Origin of the sequence: Solibacillus sp. CAU 1738 (genome assembly GCF_039888725.1) — a bacterium.
In the GTDB taxonomy this organism is placed as follows: domain Bacteria; phylum Bacillota; class Bacilli; order Bacillales_A; family Planococcaceae; genus Metasolibacillus.
This window is the reverse complement of the sequence record NZ_JBDQQN010000003.1, coordinates 602,841-620,317: the sequence shown is the minus strand read 5'-3', so window position 1 is coordinate 620,317 and position 17,477 is coordinate 602,841. Positions and strand designations below refer to the sequence as shown.

16 protein-coding genes and 1 pseudogene are annotated in these 17,477 nt (G+C 37.9%); 4 read left to right on the top strand and 13 right to left on the bottom strand.

Features of this window, described 5'->3' with window-relative positions; genetic code table 11:
- Positions 1 to 17: 17 nt before the first annotated feature.
- Positions 18 to 647, bottom strand: a complete 630-nt coding sequence (locus AAFN87_RS12320) for a TVP38/TMEM64 family protein (RefSeq protein WP_347791366.1) — start codon at positions 645 to 647, stop codon at positions 18 to 20.
- A 12-nt stretch (positions 648 to 659) separates the two neighbouring features.
- Complete coding sequence (locus tag AAFN87_RS12315) at positions 660 to 1,211, bottom strand: helix-turn-helix domain-containing protein (RefSeq protein WP_347791365.1); 552 nt, start codon at positions 1,209 to 1,211, stop codon at positions 660 to 662.
- Between the two features lie 110 nt (positions 1,212 to 1,321).
- On the opposite strand from AAFN87_RS12315, the gene AAFN87_RS12310 reads away from it, so the two are divergent.
- Positions 1,322 to 2,041: an AzlC family ABC transporter permease gene (locus AAFN87_RS12310; RefSeq protein ID WP_347791364.1), complete on the top strand. Its 720-nt coding sequence runs from the start codon at positions 1,322 to 1,324 to the stop codon at positions 2,039 to 2,041.
- 15 nt (positions 2,042 to 2,056) lie between these two features.
- On the top strand, positions 2,057 to 2,371 hold the full coding sequence (locus AAFN87_RS12305; protein ID WP_347791363.1) for an AzlD domain-containing protein: 315 nt from the start codon (positions 2,057 to 2,059) through the stop codon (positions 2,369 to 2,371).
- A 154-nt stretch (positions 2,372 to 2,525) separates the two neighbouring features.
- On the opposite strand, the gene AAFN87_RS12300 is transcribed toward AAFN87_RS12305, so the two are convergent.
- The 7 genes from AAFN87_RS12300 to ftsE all read right to left on the bottom strand — a co-directional run bounded on the left by AAFN87_RS12300 (position 2,526) and on the right by ftsE (position 9,059).
- Positions 2,526 to 2,750, bottom strand: a complete 225-nt coding sequence (locus AAFN87_RS12300; protein WP_347791362.1) for a DUF2198 family protein — start codon at positions 2,748 to 2,750, stop codon at positions 2,526 to 2,528.
- 12 nt (positions 2,751 to 2,762) lie between these two features.
- Positions 2,763 to 3,932: a PDZ domain-containing protein gene (locus AAFN87_RS12295; protein WP_347791361.1), complete on the bottom strand. Its 1,170-nt coding sequence runs from the start codon at positions 3,930 to 3,932 to the stop codon at positions 2,763 to 2,765.
- A 100-nt stretch (positions 3,933 to 4,032) separates the two neighbouring features.
- Positions 4,033 to 5,454: a S41 family peptidase gene (locus AAFN87_RS12290; RefSeq protein ID WP_347791360.1), complete on the bottom strand. Its 1,422-nt coding sequence runs from the start codon at positions 5,452 to 5,454 to the stop codon at positions 4,033 to 4,035.
- A gap of 72 nt (positions 5,455 to 5,526) precedes the next feature.
- Entirely contained in the window at positions 5,527 to 6,093 is a 567-nt protein-coding gene (locus AAFN87_RS12285; RefSeq protein WP_347791359.1) for a peroxiredoxin family protein, read from the bottom strand.
- Positions 6,094 to 6,201: 108 nt separating this feature from the next.
- Positions 6,202 to 7,461, bottom strand: coding sequence for a murein hydrolase activator EnvC family protein (locus AAFN87_RS12280; protein ID WP_347791358.1), 1,260 nt, complete (start codon positions 7,459 to 7,461; stop codon positions 6,202 to 6,204).
- A gap of 25 nt (positions 7,462 to 7,486) precedes the next feature.
- Positions 7,487 to 8,383 (bottom strand): permease-like cell division protein FtsX, encoded by an 897-nt coding sequence (gene ftsX / locus AAFN87_RS12275; RefSeq protein ID WP_347791357.1) that lies wholly within the window; start codon positions 8,381 to 8,383, stop codon positions 7,487 to 7,489.
- Positions 8,373 to 9,059 carry a cell division ATP-binding protein FtsE gene (ftsE, locus tag AAFN87_RS12270; protein ID WP_347791356.1) on the bottom strand — a complete coding sequence of 229 codons (687 nt, stop codon included), beginning with the start codon at positions 9,057 to 9,059 and terminating at the stop codon, positions 8,373 to 8,375. The genes ftsX and ftsE overlap by 11 nt, the downstream gene beginning before the upstream one ends.
- A 599-nt stretch (positions 9,060 to 9,658) precedes the next feature.
- Here ftsE and AAFN87_RS12265 point away from each other — a divergent pair.
- Positions 9,659 to 9,807 (top strand): annotated as a pseudogene (locus AAFN87_RS12265) (IS5/IS1182 family transposase); the annotation flags it as partial.
- Between the two features lie 222 nt (positions 9,808 to 10,029).
- Here the strand turns inward: AAFN87_RS12265 and AAFN87_RS12260 are convergent.
- From AAFN87_RS12260 to AAFN87_RS12245, 4 genes are all read right to left on the bottom strand, one after another.
- Positions 10,030 to 11,247, bottom strand: a complete 1,218-nt coding sequence (locus AAFN87_RS12260; RefSeq protein ID WP_347791355.1) for an SHOCT-like domain-containing protein — start codon at positions 11,245 to 11,247, stop codon at positions 10,030 to 10,032.
- Between the two features lie 81 nt (positions 11,248 to 11,328).
- Positions 11,329 to 14,196, bottom strand: a complete 2,868-nt coding sequence (gene uvrA / locus AAFN87_RS12255; RefSeq protein ID WP_347791354.1) for an excinuclease ABC subunit UvrA — start codon at positions 14,194 to 14,196, stop codon at positions 11,329 to 11,331.
- A gap of 7 nt (positions 14,197 to 14,203) precedes the next feature.
- Positions 14,204 to 16,186 carry an excinuclease ABC subunit UvrB gene (uvrB, locus tag AAFN87_RS12250; RefSeq protein WP_347791353.1) on the bottom strand — a complete coding sequence of 661 codons (1,983 nt, stop codon included), beginning with the start codon at positions 16,184 to 16,186 and terminating at the stop codon, positions 14,204 to 14,206.
- Between the two features lie 166 nt (positions 16,187 to 16,352).
- Positions 16,353 to 16,613 (bottom strand): IDEAL domain-containing protein, encoded by a 261-nt coding sequence (locus tag AAFN87_RS12245; RefSeq protein WP_347791352.1) that lies wholly within the window; start codon positions 16,611 to 16,613, stop codon positions 16,353 to 16,355.
- A gap of 192 nt (positions 16,614 to 16,805) precedes the next feature.
- Here AAFN87_RS12245 and AAFN87_RS12240 point away from each other — a divergent pair, with 192 nt between their 5' ends.
- Positions 16,806 to 17,297 carry a competence protein ComK gene (locus AAFN87_RS12240; protein WP_347791351.1) on the top strand — a complete coding sequence of 164 codons (492 nt, stop codon included), beginning with the start codon at positions 16,806 to 16,808 and terminating at the stop codon, positions 17,295 to 17,297.
- The last annotated feature ends 180 nt before the right edge of the window (positions 17,298 to 17,477 follow it).

Here is a 17,477-nt window from a genome sequence, read left to right as displayed (position 1 = left end):
GGGTGTTCAGAAAGTTTTTACTTTCTGGACACCCCCTTTTCCTTTTCCAAAGCACGCAAATCTCGCTCTACTTTTTTATTTAATCGATTTTCCATCTGCTTGCCAGCAAACCATAATATGACGAGCACAATCGTTACTAATACAAGCTTTATAGGATCCGTTAATAATGCGCGTATATCATAGCCAAGTCCGCTCATCGTCAAGATCATTATTAATTTACCGACAAGAATTGCTATTAAATAATATTGTTTGCGCAAATTCGATAAGCCTGCAACGATATTCACGATAATTGCTGGGGTAAACGGAAAACATAGCAAAATTAATAGCGGTGTAAAACCATTCATATCAACCCATTTGATCAATTTTTGTACACGCTGCCGTTGGATATATTTTTGAAACTTCGGATGTTTACCAAATTTCCTTACGACTAAAAATAGCAAATATGCACCTATTGATGAACCTGCCCATGAAATAAGAAAGCCGAACAGGAACCCAAATGCATTTACATTTGCAATGACGATTACGACAAGAGGTATAAACGGTATAAAAGCTTCTACCGCCGTTAGTAACATACTAAAAAGCGGTCCTAGCATTTGATACTGTTGAATAATATGTTCTATAGTGTCAATTGTAAACCATTCTTTCACTGCCAATCTCCTCTATCTATATTGAATTATTAAATGCAATGTTGTTAATTGCTCAGTTGGATTTTCATATTGATGTGCTTGCTGTCCCGAAAAAACAAGTGTTTCGCCTGCTACAAGAGTTTCTTTCATGCTGCCAGATTGAATAATAGCTTGTCCTTGTATAACAGTTACAGTTTCTTCAACCCCATCAGTATGGGGCTCACTTCTATGAATAACACCTGGCTCCATTTCAATTTTATAAAACTCCCAGCCGCGCTCCGGATCATACGGAATAATCGAATATACACGATATTTGCCTTCATCCTCTGCAACAAAATCAGCGAGGTTACTATTGTATTTTTGAAATTGCTCTTTTGGTGGCTGCAAAAGAGAGGAAAATGAAATGCGAAGGCCTGATGCGATTTTCCAAATTGTCGATACAGTAGGATTCGACTCACCTTTTTCGATTTGCGCAAGCTGTGCCTTACTGACACCTGTAGCTTTTGCAATATCGTCTAAACTCGCTTGACGTTGCTGACGAATTTTTTTTAGCTGAAACCCAATATTGCGACTCATTTCTTCCATTTTTTCACAACCTAATTGTTTATTTAAAAAGACAAATGTATACTCTAATAAACATTATAGAATATTTTCTTTCATTATAGCCAAAAAAATTAAGTTAAGGCGGTTGAAAAATGACAAAGCTTGGATTTTTTAATGGATTAAAAGCAGGCATGCCGATTGCGATTGGCTATTTCCCCGTTGCTATAACGTTTGGTTTGCTCGCAAAATCAACTGGTTTATCTTTATTCGAAGCTATGGCCATGAGTATTTTCGTATATGCTGGCGCTTCCCAATACATTTCATTAACGCTCATTTCAAAAGGAGTGGATCCAATTGTAATTGTGTTAAATACATTTGTCGTCAACTTCCGTCATTTTTTAATGTCTGCCTCATTAAATGAAAAAATGGCAGCGGATAAAAAATGGCGAAAAGGTATTTTCGCTTTTTTAGTAACGGACGAAACATTTTCTGTTTTAGCTACTCGCAAAGAAGAACGATTACCACTCGCATTTGGTTGCGGCGTTAATATCGCTGCATATACGAGCTGGTGGCTATTTACTGCTGTCGGGCACTTAATTGGTGCTAATTTACCGCTATTTTTACAGTCCGCTATGTCGATTGCTTTATATGCAATGTTTATCGGTCTGCTCGTTCCATCTATGAAAGGCAATCGTAAAATCGTAATATTAGCCGCTAGTGCAGCACTTATTAACTGTTTATTTTATTGGACAAATTGGCTAACAACAGGTTGGGCAATTATTGTCTCTGCGCTCGCATCAGCACTTATTGTAGAAATCGTATACAGACGATTCGACAAGAAAAAAAAAGGGGCACAACATTCCCTAACATAAGAAAGAAGGTTTCCTATGGGTATTTCCTATTGGTGGATGATTTTAGGTATGGCACTCGTCACGTATTTACCTCGTGCAGTTCCGTTAACTTTTTTACAAGGCATTGAGCTACCACCATTTTTAACAAGTGTCTTGCGTAATATACCATTTGCTATTTTAGGTGCACTTATTTTCCCTGCGATATTTTACGTGAAACAAGGAGATTATTTCTTTGGGATTTTAGGCGCTGTTGTCGCTTTTGGCATTGCCTATTCGGGGGTGAACGTGATTTTTGTTGTCCTTGGGGCAATCGGAGTGCTAGCCATTTATAGTTTAATGTTCTATGTATGAAAGGGCTAAATCATACACGAGCTTACATTAATGAAAAAGATTATACGTCAAATGTTAGATGTGGAGAATTTCACTGCACCCTTAGACTGTCAATACAACATAAAAAAGCTGTCCTTAAATGAGTTGAAATCCTCACTTTTAGGACAGCTTTCTATTATATTTCTTTTGCTTTCATCAAATGAGTGGCAACTGCAAAGCCAACTGTTAACGACAGCGCATCAATAACAAATAGGGTAGCAGACGAAGTATAGCCTGCATATACTGACACCGCAATCAGTGCGATTGCGAGTAATAACGCAACGTAGCGATTATACGTTATACGTGTAAACAGCACGACTAACAGCCCCGGTAAAAATAATGCGAATACTATTTTTCCCACGAATCATACCCCTTACCTTGCCAATAATAAACCGATTCGATAATGGTCATCACTATGTACGACATGCTGTGTTAATCGTACTTCCTTTTGATGATCCAGTACTTCTAGTCGACAATGGGCTGCATTGATTTGCAACGCTTCGTATAACTCGCTCTCTGAATATACTTCCATACCGTTCACTTTCCGGATAACCTCGCCTGCTACTAACCCCATCTTCTCTGCTGGAGAATTTGGTAATACAGCTGCAATCATTGCACCTTTAGATGATGGTGCCACCGCATAAGCATCGGTACGCTGCTGTAACTTATAAACGAGACTCATTATTAAGCGTATGATCGCCGCTACAGCTAGCACTATAGCACCGATAATCGGTTGAAAATAAGCGGCTAAACCACCTATTACAACAAGTTGCGCTAAAATCATAAGCGAGCGGCCGTATTTCGGATAAAAATAATGTGGTAATGTACGACGTGTTATTTGCTGGAATCCTATTACAAAAGGAAACATAACAAGTGAAAACTGCTCAGCTCCTAAAGTGACTTGTGGCCACCAAGGTAAATTTGCACTAATCGCATCTCCTGGCACAATAAAAAATAAAGGCACTAACATAAGTTTTTTACTAAAATACGGTACAACATTCAACCCGCGTTTCGTTTTTTCTAGTAATGGGGATGCAAATTTCGCCCCCGTTTTTCGAATTAACCGCGCTTCCGCCATTAATAACAAACCAGCGATTAACGTAATCGTAACGATTGAACCGTCCATTAAATTAAAACCGCTCAGCTTGTAGCCAAACAGGTGAAAACTCTTATCGAAATAATGCATCGCTACAAGAAAAAAGTAACTTGCGGCAAACAACACAATCGGTGATAAGAAATGAAATACGTAAGATAGTAAAGCAACAATACTAACTAAGGTGATTACTATTAAAAACGACACAGGCACTGTCAATCCAATACCAATACTTAGAATTGAAACGACTAAACTTATTAAAACGGGTACTGCTAAAAAGCTACGTAACTCTGACCAACCATCTAAAATACGAATATTAAAATGTCGTCTTTCTCTTTTCACACGGCGGTAGCCAAGGAAAATGGAAAAAATAACAGCTATATACAATAGTGGATTCATAAAAAAACGTCCGATTGCCATTAATAGTTCGATTACAATGTTTGAATACACATTTCCACCTACCGTCCTCTATTTCTACTATTATTGTAACAAATGGCTAGTACGTTGCGTAGTATTAATTGTCTCAATATAAAATTAGTACTCTAAACGGTTATTTAACACTTTCAAGTTGGTGCATTAAAAAGCTAATGGCCATCTCTAACTGCAAATCATGTTCAGGCTGTGCTTTATAATTCATCGCTTCTTCTTGCAAAGCGACAAAAAATGCTTCATCCAAGCCATCTCCTTCACGTAAATCATGACGTTCTCGGAATAATTTTACCGCTTCGGCAGTTGGCCCATCAAAGAAACCATCCTTTCGCACAATCGCATAACCAAGTTCATTTAATACATGTTGTGTGTAAGCAATTTCCTCACTGAAATCACCTTCTTTAAATACTCCAGCTAAAGGAATGATCTCCAGCGCGAATAATGGATGCTGCTTCACTTCAATATCTGGTAAAATCCCTTTACCATGAATCCATTCTTTTTTAGGTGTTAACCATTTATTCGTTGAAAGCTTCACTTCCCCGCCATTTTGTAATTCCCATGATTTTTGCACTGTCCCTTTACCGAAGCTTTTCATCCCTATAATTGTAGCACGCTCCCATGCTTGTAACGCTCCTGTGAATACTTCACTTGCAGAGGCACTTCCTTCATTTTGTAGCACAACAACCGGTTTTTTAAGTGCATCAATTTGCGCAGGCTTTGTCAGTAACGATTCCATAGCACCGACATTATTTTGCATATACGCAAATAGTCTCTCTCGTGTTTCGAATGTGCTAATCAAATCAGCTACGCTAAATAAGTAGCCGCCTGGGTTGTCTCGCACATCAATAATCCAACCGGCAATTTTTTCTTGTTCGATCTTTTCTAGCGCTTTTTTCCATTCTTCTGCTGTTTTTTCACCGAATAAGGAAATCGATATATAGCCAAACTGAGCATCTTCACGCTCAATCATATGGGCTTCTACCGTTTCATTTTTCATTTCCGCCCTTTCAATTGTTACTTTAATATGACGGTCCACATTCGGTCGAAATAATACTAGTGCTACTTTTTGTCCTGCCTTTCCTTGCATAAGCCGCATTACATCTCCCATTGTCTTTCCTTCAAGGCGAACGTCATTAATTTGGATTATTTCATCTAGCGGACGTACCCCTGCTTGCTCTGCCGGAGATTTTTTCACAGGCGCTATTACAATGAACCGCCCATTCTTCTCCGCTAATTCAACCCCAATACCGACTCGTTCTCCAGCGAGCGACTGTTTATGCATCTCAGCCTCCTGCTCATTATAATACGTGCTATACGGATCTTTAATAGCAGACGCCATTCCTCTAAGCGCGCCTTCTACTAACGCATCTGTAGCCGTATCATAAACAGATTGCTTCGATATAATTGAAAATAATTCATTGACAACTGCAAGCTCATTATCGGTATTTTTACTAGCGAATTGTATCGGATTTTTCCACCACATGACACCAGCCGCAACAAAACATACAATCCCTAACAATAAAAAAATTCGGGTTTTACGCATCCACACTAACCTCCTACTAATCAAATTATGAAAAGCTAGGTCAAGTCATACATAAAAGCCGAACCTCTTTAATTATTTTAAACTGTGGACATATTCCTTTAATGATGCTTGATCAAGCGGACCGACAATTTGATGCTGAATACGCCCGTCTGTATCGATCATAAATGTTGACGGTAGTGAGATTACTTTATATGTATTTACAACTTCTTTGTTACCCATCATTAAAATCGGAAATGTTATATTAAAGCTGTCGATAAATTGTTGTACTTTGTCTTTCGAACCATCTTCATACGTTAAGTTCGCTGCTAAAATGACAACATTTTCTTTGTCCGCATACTTTTTATAATAGTCTTGCATATGTGGCATTTCAGCTTTACATGGCGGACACCATGATGCCCAAAAATTTAATACAATCTTTTTCCCTTTATAATCAGAAAGCGAAACCGTATCGCCTTCCAATGTCTGAAGCGTAAAATCAGGTGCCAGCTTTCCTTTTTCAGCCCCTACTAATTCTACTTCTCGACCGATAGATTCGGCTTTTATTTGTTTACTTTTTTCTATTTGCTCTGTAATATATGTCCCGAGCATAATCGCTACTAATATAAGAACGAGTATGAGCCCAATATTTTTTTTGTTCATATGTACCCTCCAAATTGTGCTAGTTTGAGGATAGCACAATTAAAGAATACTTGAAACGAAAAACGGTTTCACCTGTACAGTGCAGTACGAGTGAAACCGTTTTGTTCGTTATAGTGAAATGTAACGTAATGGGTTAACTGAGCCGGTGCTTTGTCCACGCCATGCACCAATATGAATTTCAAAGTGTACGTGCGGTCCTGTTACGCGACCTGTTTTGCCCATTGCTCCAATAGTTTGCCCTTTTGACACAACATCTCCAACACTTACATTAAAGGCACTTAAATGTGCATAAACAGATGTGAAAATTTCACCATCAATAGAATGCGTCAAAATAATACAATTACCAAATGTCGATAATGGAGCAGCATATGAAACCACTCCGTCTGTCGAAGCAACTACAGGTGTACCCACAGAATTGGCAATGTCAAGACCATAGTGAAACTCTGCACCACCAAAACTTCTCCAACCATAGCCAGAAGTAAATCGCCCATTCGCAGGTTTCATCCAAGTACCAGAAGATACGTCAGGAATATTATTATTCGCCATTTCTTGCTTACGTTTTAATTCTTCTTGACGAGCAATTTCAGCAAGACGCTTTTGCTCAGCAACAATTTGCTGTTGCAACTCATCACTAATTTGTAGCGCTTCAGAATAATCTTCTTCTAATAATTTCTTCTCACTTTTTAGCTTTTCTTGCTCACGTTCAAGCTCATCTATTAGCTTGTTTTTATCTTTCTTTTGTCCGCTTAATGAATTGCGTAAACGCTCAAGCTCTGCATAGTTTTCTTCTAATTTCTTTTTCTTATTTTCTAAAATAAGTTTTTGTTCTTCTAAATTTTCAATATCTTCTTTTTGATCACGCATAATTTGGCGATCGGCTTCCATTAACGTATTAACTGCTGAAAATCGGTCAATAAAATCAACAAAGCTATTAGCACCAAGCAGTACATCTAAATAGGAAACCGTGCCACCTGCTTGAATTGCACGAGCGCGATCACGCAATAACTCATCGCGCTTCTCTATTTTTTTCTCAAGTTCTTCTATAGCTGTCTCTAGCTCCGCAATTTCTTTGTTTGCTAGTTTAATATCTTCTACAACAGCTTCGATTCCTTTATTTGTTTTCGTAATTTCGTTATCTAATTTTTGAATTTGCGCTATTAATTTATCTTGCTTATTTTCAATCGTATTTATTTCAGCTGATTTTTCATTGATTGATTTATTTAAGCTACTTTTTTGTTGTTCTACTGAATTTTTTTTATCTTTTAAATCATTTAGTGTATTTGCATAGGCAGCTGGTACTTGTAGCACAAGCAACATCGCCATACTTAATGCAATCCATTTTACTTGCTTACGTCGTAACGGTTTCAATGAGGAGTACTCCCTTCAGTGCTTGTTATATTTTCAAGAATTTACGTACAGACATGAAGCTTCCCCATACACCGATAAACACGCCAAGTAAAATTAACAAACCGTTCACTTGATATAGTAGTGGTGTCGTAGGAAGTATCTGTAGTAGTTCGCCCTTTAAGCGCGGCGCTAGCTGAATGTAGATATTGTAATATACAACGGATACAACAATCATCGGAATAATCGAGCCTAAAATTCCTAACCACATACCTTCTAAAACGAACGGAATTCGGACAAAGGAATTCGTTGCCCCTACAAGTTTCATAATTTCAATTTCATCTTTTCGCGCAATAATCGTAATACGAATTGTATTAGATATTAAGAATATTGCTGTAAATAATAAGCCTAAAATCAAAACTAGTCCGATGTTACGACTAATTTTAATGTAATTAAATAATTTCTCTACTTTACCTTCTCCATACTTCACATCATATGTATTGTCGAAAGTTGCAATCTTCTCTGCTACTTGTGCTGTTTGTAGTGGGTCAACAGCTTTTACGTAGAGCACATTATGAAGCGGATTATTTTGTTCATATAAGCTTAGCTCATCACCGAAATCTTTTATTAGCTTATCAAGCTCATCTTTTTTCGATGAATAGACAACCTCTGCCACTTCCGGCAAATTATGAATTTCATCAATGAGCTGTTCTTCCGCTAGTTTTGCTTCCTTTTGATCAGGTATTATATCAATAAATACGCGAATCTCTACATCATTTTCTAAATCCGTTGCGACTTTATTCAAGTTCAACATAATGACGGCAAACACGCCGACAAGCAGTAAAGTTACTGTGACAGCACTAATCGAGGCTAAAGTCATCCAGTTATTACGGCCTAAAGACTTAAAGCTCTCGCGGAAATGACGACTTAATGTTCTACCCTTCATAGCCGTAGTCACCTCCGTATTCATCACGTGCAATCATGCCACTTTCGACTGCAATAACACGTTTACGCATCGTATTAACAATTTCGCGGTTATGTGTCGCCATGACAATTGTTGTACCACGTGTATTTATTTCTTCAAAAATCCGCATAATTTCCCACGAAGTTTCTGGGTCTAAGTTTCCTGTTGGTTCGTCTGCTATGACAACTTTCGGCATATTCACAATTGAGCGTGCAATTGCCACACGTTGCTGCTCCCCGCCTGATAGCTCATTTGGTAGCATACGTACTTTATGCTTTAATCCAACAAGCTCTAGAACTTCCATTACACGTTTACGAATCATTTTCGGATGTTCTTCAATTACTTCAAGCGCAAACGCCACATTTTCATAAACATTTAAACGCGGTAAAAGCTTAAAGTCTTGGAATACTACGCCTAGTTGGCGACGTAACTGTGGTACACGACTATTTTTTAATGTCGCTAAGTTAATACCGTTTACAATTACCTCACCAGAAGTTGGCTTTTCTTCTCTATACATTAATTTTATAAAAGTAGATTTCCCTGCACCACTTGGGCCTACTACATACACAAATTCACCTTGCTTTATATCAATTGTTATCCCGTTTGTTGCTACAACGCCATTAGGATATTTTTTTATGACATTATTCATCTGAATCATCTATTTGACCACCTATATTCTAAAAAATAACTATATTTATTTTATAGATTTTTTCTTACCCCACTATTATAGCATTCTACCAGACTGTTTTTATTACATTTTCATTTCAATATTATAGTTTTTACATGTAATTTATGGCGCAAATTTCATATAAAATTGCTATATTTTTCATATTTTTCTATAGACTATCATATTGTCAGGCATTAGGCTATTAGCACGCGTTGTTAGTTACATATACTATTTCGATCCTTAAATATAGAAAAAAAGCCGCTCTCTATTTAATGAGAGCGGCTCAGACTGTAGACAAACTCATAGAAATTTGAGTTTGCCTACTAGAATAAATAGTAAGAAACTGTTGATTTCCGTTCCAGACGCTCCCTTTCCGCGGGCACGGCTTCAACTAATTTTTGCGGCGGATCGCCGCAAAAATGGATTTTCCGCCCGTGCGACTGTCGCTCTGCTTTCGCCGTAGAAAACATTGCTGTTCCCGCAGGAGTGTCGCACCTTCCACTCCAATCAACTTGCATTGTCTAATGGTAAAATATCTCACTCTCAACTTGCTGAAAATACTGTAAAGGATTATTAAGTGCTGACCATGTTTTATAGATTCAACTCATGTTAAAGCAAGTGCGAATAAACGCAAGTTCGTAAAGAAGATAGTTCGCGTGCATATGAAGCAAAACTTCAGGAAGAATTGAATCGAGATCGAATTGATCACGGGAAGATACCACCTGATAAATTTAAAAAAAGACATGGCAAGCATCAAGAAACGGTCTAAATCAGAATACTCAAATAGCCTTTTGATTAAAATAAAACTGTAAAATACACAAAAAACTTTTAAAAAAACAAAAGGGCTTCAGAACGAGACCGTTCTGAAGCCCTTTTGTCGACAATCTGAGCCGCTCTCTATTTAATGAGAGCGGCTTAGATTTTTTACTTATATGTGAAATTTCTTCCTATTGTATAACTATTAAAGGTTATTTATATAACGAACAATAACCGAGCCCGTGCGTGTTTCACCTACTAGTTTTAACACTGGAGCATTTTCTAAAATTTTGTCGAAATGCATAGTTTTCAATAAAAATTGATCTTCTTCTGTACGCATTGTTACGTCTTGCAAGCCGACATCTGTTTTACCAAAATTCGTTGCAACTTGCCCGTCAATCGATACAGTTTTCGGTACGTATAATTCAACAGTACCTGCAACGGTTGTAGCTTTTACTTTATGAGCAGCTTCGGAGCTATTAGTGATTGTAACAGGGCCATTAACAGATTCCGCTTCTACTTCCTTTAAACTACCATCGATATAAATGCGACCATTTACAGTTTCTGCTTCTAAGTCCTCACCTTTAACGAATCTTGCTTCGATCATGCCGTTTCCAGATTCAAGGTTTGCACTATTAAACGTCGCGTGCTCTACTTTAATAGTACCGTTATATGTTTTTACTTTTAATAATTTTGTATCAATATTACTAATTGTTACACTACCGTTTAATACGCGGGTAATGAATACATCATATTGTTTTTCCGGTACGAGTAAACGAACTGACACAGCTGCCATTTTAACATTTGTCGCAACTGTTACTTTCCCCTCTTGTAATGTAACAAAGCCATCTGTAAAACGAGCGATTGTTTCTTCTTCATTGTTATCTGCATTTCGAGGTACTTTGACTTGTGTTTCAACTAACACTTGTGAATCCTCAGATTTTTCAATTGTTAGCTTACCGTTTGGAACATCCACTTCAAAGCCATTCACTTCTTCGGCATTAAATGCATATGTTTTTTCGAACTCGACCTTTTCTCCAAATGGAAATTGAAAATCAAAATCCTTCACCTTTGAGAAAGTTGTATTCATTAAGTTCGCCATACGATTACTAAATTGTGATAAGTCTTCTTTTAAATCATGCATAAACTCATTCATTTTTTTATTCATTTCTTTATCATTAAATGCTTTACCGAAAAGATCTTCAAAGCCTGTCGTTTTTTTCTGCTGATCAGCACCTGCTGAGCCAAAATTTTGAGATGTTTGTTTCGGTTCCTCTCTCGGTTCCTCCGCTTGTGGTGTTAAAGGCATCACGGACTCTGTCGGCTTGTCCTTTCCTAACGCCTCTAATAACATAATGGCCTCTTCTGCTGAAATCGTTCCATTTTCGACTAACTGTAGAATACGTTGACGTTCATTTTGCATAATAAAAAGCCTCCCTCTACTTTGTATAATAAATTATACGACGAGGGAGGTAAAAAAGTTTCATATACGCTCTGTAGAATTTTATTTCGCGGTAGCTTCAGCAATTTGCTTAGCCATACGCGCGCGATCTCGTTCTAAAATTGGTTTTAAATAACGTCCAGTATGACTAGCCTTAACCGTACAAATTTTTTCTGGTGTACCAGTTGCTACGATCGTTCCACCTTTATCTCCGCCTTCAGGACCAAGATCAATTAAATAATCAGCTGTTTTAATAACATCTAAATTATGTTCTATGACAAGTACCGTTTCGCCATTTTCTACTAGGCGTTGTAAGACGACAAGTAAACGGGCAATATCATCTGCATGTAGACCTGTTGTCGGCTCATCTAAAATATAAAACGACTTACCTGTGGAGCGTCGATGTAACTCAGAAGCTAATTTCACACGCTGCGCCTCTCCACCTGATAATGTTGTGGCAGGTTGTCCAAGCTTCATATAGCCTAGACCTACATCAACAATCGTTTGCAGCTTGCGATAGATTTTAGGGATGTTTTCAAAAAATACGACCGCATCCTCAACCGTCATTTCGAGTACTTCGGCAATATTTTTCTCTTTATATTTCACTTCAAGCGTTTCACGGTTATAGCGTTTGCCATGACATATTTCACAAGGTACATACACATCTGGCAGGAAGTGCATTTCGATTTTAATAATGCCGTCACCGCGACAAGCCTCACAACGTCCACCTTTAATATTAAAGCTAAAGCGACCTTTTTTATAGCCACGCACTTTCGCTTCATTCGTTACTGCAAAAACATCACGAATATCATCAAATACACCTGTATAAGTCGCCGGATTGGAGCGTGGTGTACGACCTATTGGAGATTGATCGATGTCAATTACTTTTTCAAGTTGTTCTACACCTTCAACCGTTATATGTGCACCTGGCTTCGTTTTAGCGCGATTTAATTTATGTGCCAATGTTTTATACAAAATCTCATTAATAAGTGTGGATTTCCCAGAACCAGACACTCCTGTCACAGCGACAAACATGCCCAGTGGGATATCGACATTTACATTTTTCAAATTATTTTCCGTTGCACCTTTTATCGTTAGCTTACGCCCATCTGACTTACGACGTTCAACAGGTAAAGGAATAAACTTCTTACCACTTAAATACTGCCCTGTTATTGAAGCATCATTGTTCATTACTTCAGCAGGTGTTCCTTGAGCAATAATTTGTCCGCCATGCACACCAGCACCTGGGCCAACATCAATTAAATAATCAGCAGCTAGCATCGTATCTTCATCGTGCTCGACGACAATTAACGTATTCCCTAAATCACGCATGCTCTGTAATGTTGAAATTAATCGGTCATTATCACGCTGATGCAACCCGATAGACGGCTCATCTAAAATGTAGAGTACACCTGTTAAACGCGAGCCAATTTGCGTTGCTAAACGAATACGCTGTGCCTCCCCACCTGATAAAGTTCCCGCAGCACGCGATAATGTTAAATAATCTAAGCCGACGTTAACTAAAAAGCCAAGTCGTTCATTAATTTCACGTAAAATTAAACGGGCAATTTGAAAATCCTTTTCCGATAAATGAAGCCCATCAAAAAATGCATTCGCTTCTATAATGGAATATTGTGTTACTTGCCCAACATGCTTACCATCGATTTTTACCGCAAGTGATTCTGGCTTTAACCGGTAACCATCACACGAAGGACACGGCTGCTCCGCCATATATTTTTCCATTTGCTCCCGTATATAATCAGACGAGGTTTCGCGGAAGCGGCGTTCAATATTTTTCAACACGCCTTCAAATTCTGTTTTTTGACTACGCTTATGTCCAAATTCATTTTCAAAATCGAACTGGATTTTCTCTTTTCCTGAGCCATTTAATATTTTGTCTAGTTGCTCTTTTGGCAACTCTTTTACCGGTACATCCATTGGAATGCCGTAATGATCACATACTGCTTTTAATAGCTGTGGATAATATTGCGAGCTTACCGATTCCCATGGCGCAATTGCATTTTCTAAGAGAGATAGATTCCAATCAGGGATAACTAAATCAACATCGACTTCAAGTTTCACTCCAAGCCCATCACATGAAGGACAAGCGCCAAATGGACTGTTAAATGAAAACATACGTGGCTCTAATTCACCGATTGAAAAGCCACATTGCGGACAAGCATGATGCTCACTAAATAATAATTCCTCATGCTCCATCACATCGACAAGTACTCGACCTTCCGCTATACGTAGTGCAGCTTCTAATGAGTCGCTTAAACGTGCGGCAATCCCTTCTTTAATAACAACACGATCAACTACAACTTCAATCGTATGTTTTTTATTTTTATCAAGCTCAATATTGTCATCTAGGTCACGCAGCTCGCTGTCAATGCGAACACGCACATAGCCTTGTTTTTTCAAGTCTTCTAGTAGCTTGATATGCGTTCCTTTACGCCCTTCAATTATTGGTGCTAGTAGCTGCATTTTCGTCCGTTCTGGATATTCTAGTAAGCGATCGACCATTTGTTCAATTGTTTGCGATGTAATTTCTATGCCATGCTTTGGACAAATCGGCTTACCAATACGCGCAAATAATAGACGTAAATAATCGTAAATTTCTGTAACGGTCCCAACTGTTGAACGTGGGTTGCGGCTCGTCGTTTTTTGGTCAATCGATATAGCTGGGGATAATCCTTCTATTGCGTCAACATCCGGCTTATCCATTTGTCCTAAAAATTGGCGCGCATACGCAGATAAAGACTCGACATAACGGCGTTGTCCCTCTGCGTAAATCGTATCGAACGCAAGAGACGATTTACCTGATCCAGATAAGCCAGTTAGTACGACTAGCTGATCACGCGGAATTTTAACATTAATATTTTTTAAATTATGTGCACGTGCGCCTTGCACAACTATTTCGGTATTTTTCACATTAAATCTACCTTTCTGCCTTCAACTCAAAAACAGTATCACGAAGCTCTGCGGCACGTTCAAAATCTAGTGCTTTCGCTGCTTCTTTCATTTCTTGCTCAAGTGATGCAATTAACTTGTCCATTTCTGCCTTCGTTAATTTTTTTCCTTTCGTCACTTTTGTAACATATGTTTCTTCCTCTTCTGCTGCTTGTGTTGCACGAATGACATCCGGTATTTTCTTTATAATTGTTGTCGGTGTAATGCCATGCTCTTCGTTGTATGCTATTTGAATCGAGCGTCGACGATTTGTTTCCTCAATTGCCTTTGTCATCGAATCGGTCATATTATTCGCGTACATAATGACATGTCCATTCGCATTACGCGCGGCACGACCGATTGTTTGAATAAGCGAACGCTCAGATCGTAAAAACCCTTCCTTATCCGCATCTAATATAGCGACTAATGATACTTCCGGAATATCTAAACCTTCACGCAGTAAGTTAATACCAATTAAAACATCATACGTCCCTTTTCGCAGTTCCCTAATAATTTCAATACGCTCTAAAGTTTTAATTTCCGAATGTAGATATTCTACTTTCAAGCCCATTTCCTTTAAGTAAGCAGATAAATCCTCGGACATTTTTTTCGTTAATGTAGTCACTAACACACGTTCATTGCGCTTAATTCGTTCATGAATTTCATCGATTAAATCGTCAATTTGACCTTCAATTGGTCGGACATCTATTGTTGGGTCAAGCAAGCCAGTTGGACGAATAATTTGTTCAACCATTTCTGGTGTATGCTCCAACTCAAATGGACCCGGCGTAGCTGATACATATACAGCCTGCCCAAATTTTGTCTGAAACTCATCAAATTTTAATGGACGATTATCTAGCGCTGAAGGTAATCGGAAACCATGTTCAACAAGCACCGATTTTCGCGCCTGGTCACCGTTAAACATCCCGCGCACTTGCGGTAATGTAACATGACTCTCATCAACAACTAGTAAAAAATCTTCAGGAAAATAATCAAGTAGTGTATAAGGTGTTGCCCCGGACTCTCGTAAAGTTAAATGCCGCGAATAGTTTTCAATTCCTGAACAAAAGCCCATTTCCTTCATCATTTCTAAATCATAATTCGTTCGTTGCTCAAGTCGCTGCGCTTCTAGCAGCTTCCCCTCTGAACGGAACTTTTCAAGCTGTTGTTCTAGCTCAACTTCAATATTTTCAATTGCTTTAATCATTTTTTCTTCACGCGTAACGAAGTGGGAAGCTGGGAAAATAGCTACATGTTCGCGTTCTGCTAAAATTTCACCCGTTAATGCATCTACCTCGCGTATTCTGTCAATTTCATCACCGAAAAATTCAACTCGAATACAGCGCTCATCACGAGATGCTGGGAATATTTCTACGACATCTCCGCGCACCCGAAATGTTCCCCGAGTAAAATTAACATCATTACGTTCATATTGCACATCGACTAATCGCCGTAAAAGCTGATTACGTTCTATTTCCATGCCGGTACGAATTGACACGACCATTTCACGATATTCTTCCGGAGACCCTAAACCGTAAATACAAGAAACCGAGGCAATAATAATGACGTCTTTACGCTCAAATAATGCTGATGTCGCAGAATGTCGTAGCTTATCGATTTCGTCATTAATGCTCGAGTCTTTTTCGATATATGTATCGGTTTGCGGTACATATGCCTCTGGTTGAAAGTAATCATAATAACTAACGAAATATTCTACTGCATTATTCGGAAAAAACTCTTTAAATTCACTATATAACTGACCTGCTAATGTTTTATTATGTGCCATTACAAGGGTAGGCTTATTTACTTGTTGAATCACATTTGAAATTGTAAATGTTTTCCCTGTCCCTGTCGCCCCGAGTAATGTTTGATGTCGTTTTCCCTCTTTAATACCTTGCACTAGCTCCAGTATCGCATTGGGCTGATCACCATCCGGTTTATAAGGAGACTGTAAATCGAAAGTTTCACTCATCAGTTTTTCGTCCTTTCTTACGACCCTAATATGTTTATATTAGCATAACCATTTCCAAATATCGATTAATAAGCGAACGTATATTCTTTTTATTTTCACAAAAAAACCACAAACCGAAGATTGTGGAAGTAAGGATTTTTACGTTCATATTTATAAGTTAATTTGGTTAGCAAAAAGAAACGTTTTCTTCATTCGGTTGTTCTTGTAACTCTTTCAGTTCGCTTGCGTATTCATAAAACGCTGCTTCATTTTTTTGATCCAATGACGTATCGATGAGCATTTTTAACTGTTCAATTCTGTATAAACGTTGAAGCCGGTTTAAAAATAAATCTAAATAAATGTCACTCAACAACTGCTCACATTGATTTTTATGAGAATACTGCCCTACTGCACGTAAAAAATCTGTGTATGAATAATATTTATCCATCGATATCACCCCGATGCTCTTTTTTCTATTATAAAAAAGGCACAATCAATTTGCAATATTTTCTGACTTCTATTTTTTTCTCGAAATCGTTACTTTTAGCTGAAAACGGTATTGAATTTACTTGTTTTTTGTATTATGATGGATATTATAGAGGATAAATTGACTATTTTATTTATTGAAGGAGGTTTAAAATTGAACCGAAACATTAAACAACTAGACTTTTATCACATAACAAATGCTACTTATTTACTTATTCCACTTCGTCATGAAAAAAAACTACACACCGTTGTTTATGACAAAACAGGTATCCTCCATGTTACACAAAGCCCAATGAAGATTATTCGCGCTTCCTGTCGACAAATGGGCAGTAGCTATCAATCCGCCCTCGACATTTCCAAACAATATTTCGGTGAAAAAAAACATAAACTGCCGATTGTTGTTGCTATGGACTATGGTAATCCGTGTATTATGTTCCCTTTAATGTCCCCAAAATCACCCTATAATTGCTGGGTATCCTTTAATTCCTTGATCAACATCCAAGACCGCGCAGGCCAAATCAATGTCACTTTTAAAAATCACACCGAAGCCGACTTAGACATCCAATACGCATCCTTTTGTAAACAATACGTTAGTTCAGCGATGTTACATAAATATTTAACATCAAAATGGACACGCCATTTTTAATAATTTTTGTAATATTATCCTCTATACAATAAGGAGTTGTCTGAAAAGTCTTTCGAGACAGCTCCTTTTTTCTATAAAAATATCATTTTAAGTAAAATATCCAATATTTTTATTGTCCAGTCATTAGCGCTTAGTGAATGCGCCTCTTCAAACCGTGTAGGCTATCACAAATTGTAATGG

Bases quoted from the DNA above. Each gene is read 5' to 3' on its own strand.
- AAFN87_RS12310 (WP_347791364.1), top strand. From the start codon at position 1,322: ATGACAAAGCTTGGATTTTTTAATGGATTAAAAGCAGGCATGCCGATT.
- uvrB (WP_347791353.1), bottom strand. From the start codon at position 16,186: ATGAGTGAAACTTTCGATTTACAGTCTCCTTATAAACCGGATGGTGAT.
- AAFN87_RS12260 (WP_347791355.1), bottom strand. From the start codon at position 11,247: ATGCAAAATGAACGTCAACGTATTCTACAGTTAGTCGAAAATGGAACG.
- AAFN87_RS12285 (WP_347791359.1), bottom strand. From the start codon at position 6,093: ATGAACAAAAAAAATATTGGGCTCATACTCGTTCTTATATTAGTAGCG.
- AAFN87_RS12315 (WP_347791365.1), bottom strand. From the start codon at position 1,211: ATGGAAGAAATGAGTCGCAATATTGGGTTTCAGCTAAAAAAAATTCGT.
- AAFN87_RS12290 (WP_347791360.1), bottom strand. From the start codon at position 5,454: ATGCGTAAAACCCGAATTTTTTTATTGTTAGGGATTGTATGTTTTGTT.
- AAFN87_RS12245 (WP_347791352.1), bottom strand. From the start codon at position 16,613: ATGGATAAATATTATTCATACACAGATTTTTTACGTGCAGTAGGGCAG.
- ftsX (WP_347791357.1), bottom strand. From the start codon at position 8,383: ATGAAGGGTAGAACATTAAGTCGTCATTTCCGCGAGAGCTTTAAGTCT.
- AAFN87_RS12305 (WP_347791363.1), top strand. From the start codon at position 2,057: ATGGGTATTTCCTATTGGTGGATGATTTTAGGTATGGCACTCGTCACG.
- ftsE (WP_347791356.1), bottom strand. From the start codon at position 9,059: ATGATTCAGATGAATAATGTCATAAAAAAATATCCTAATGGCGTTGTA.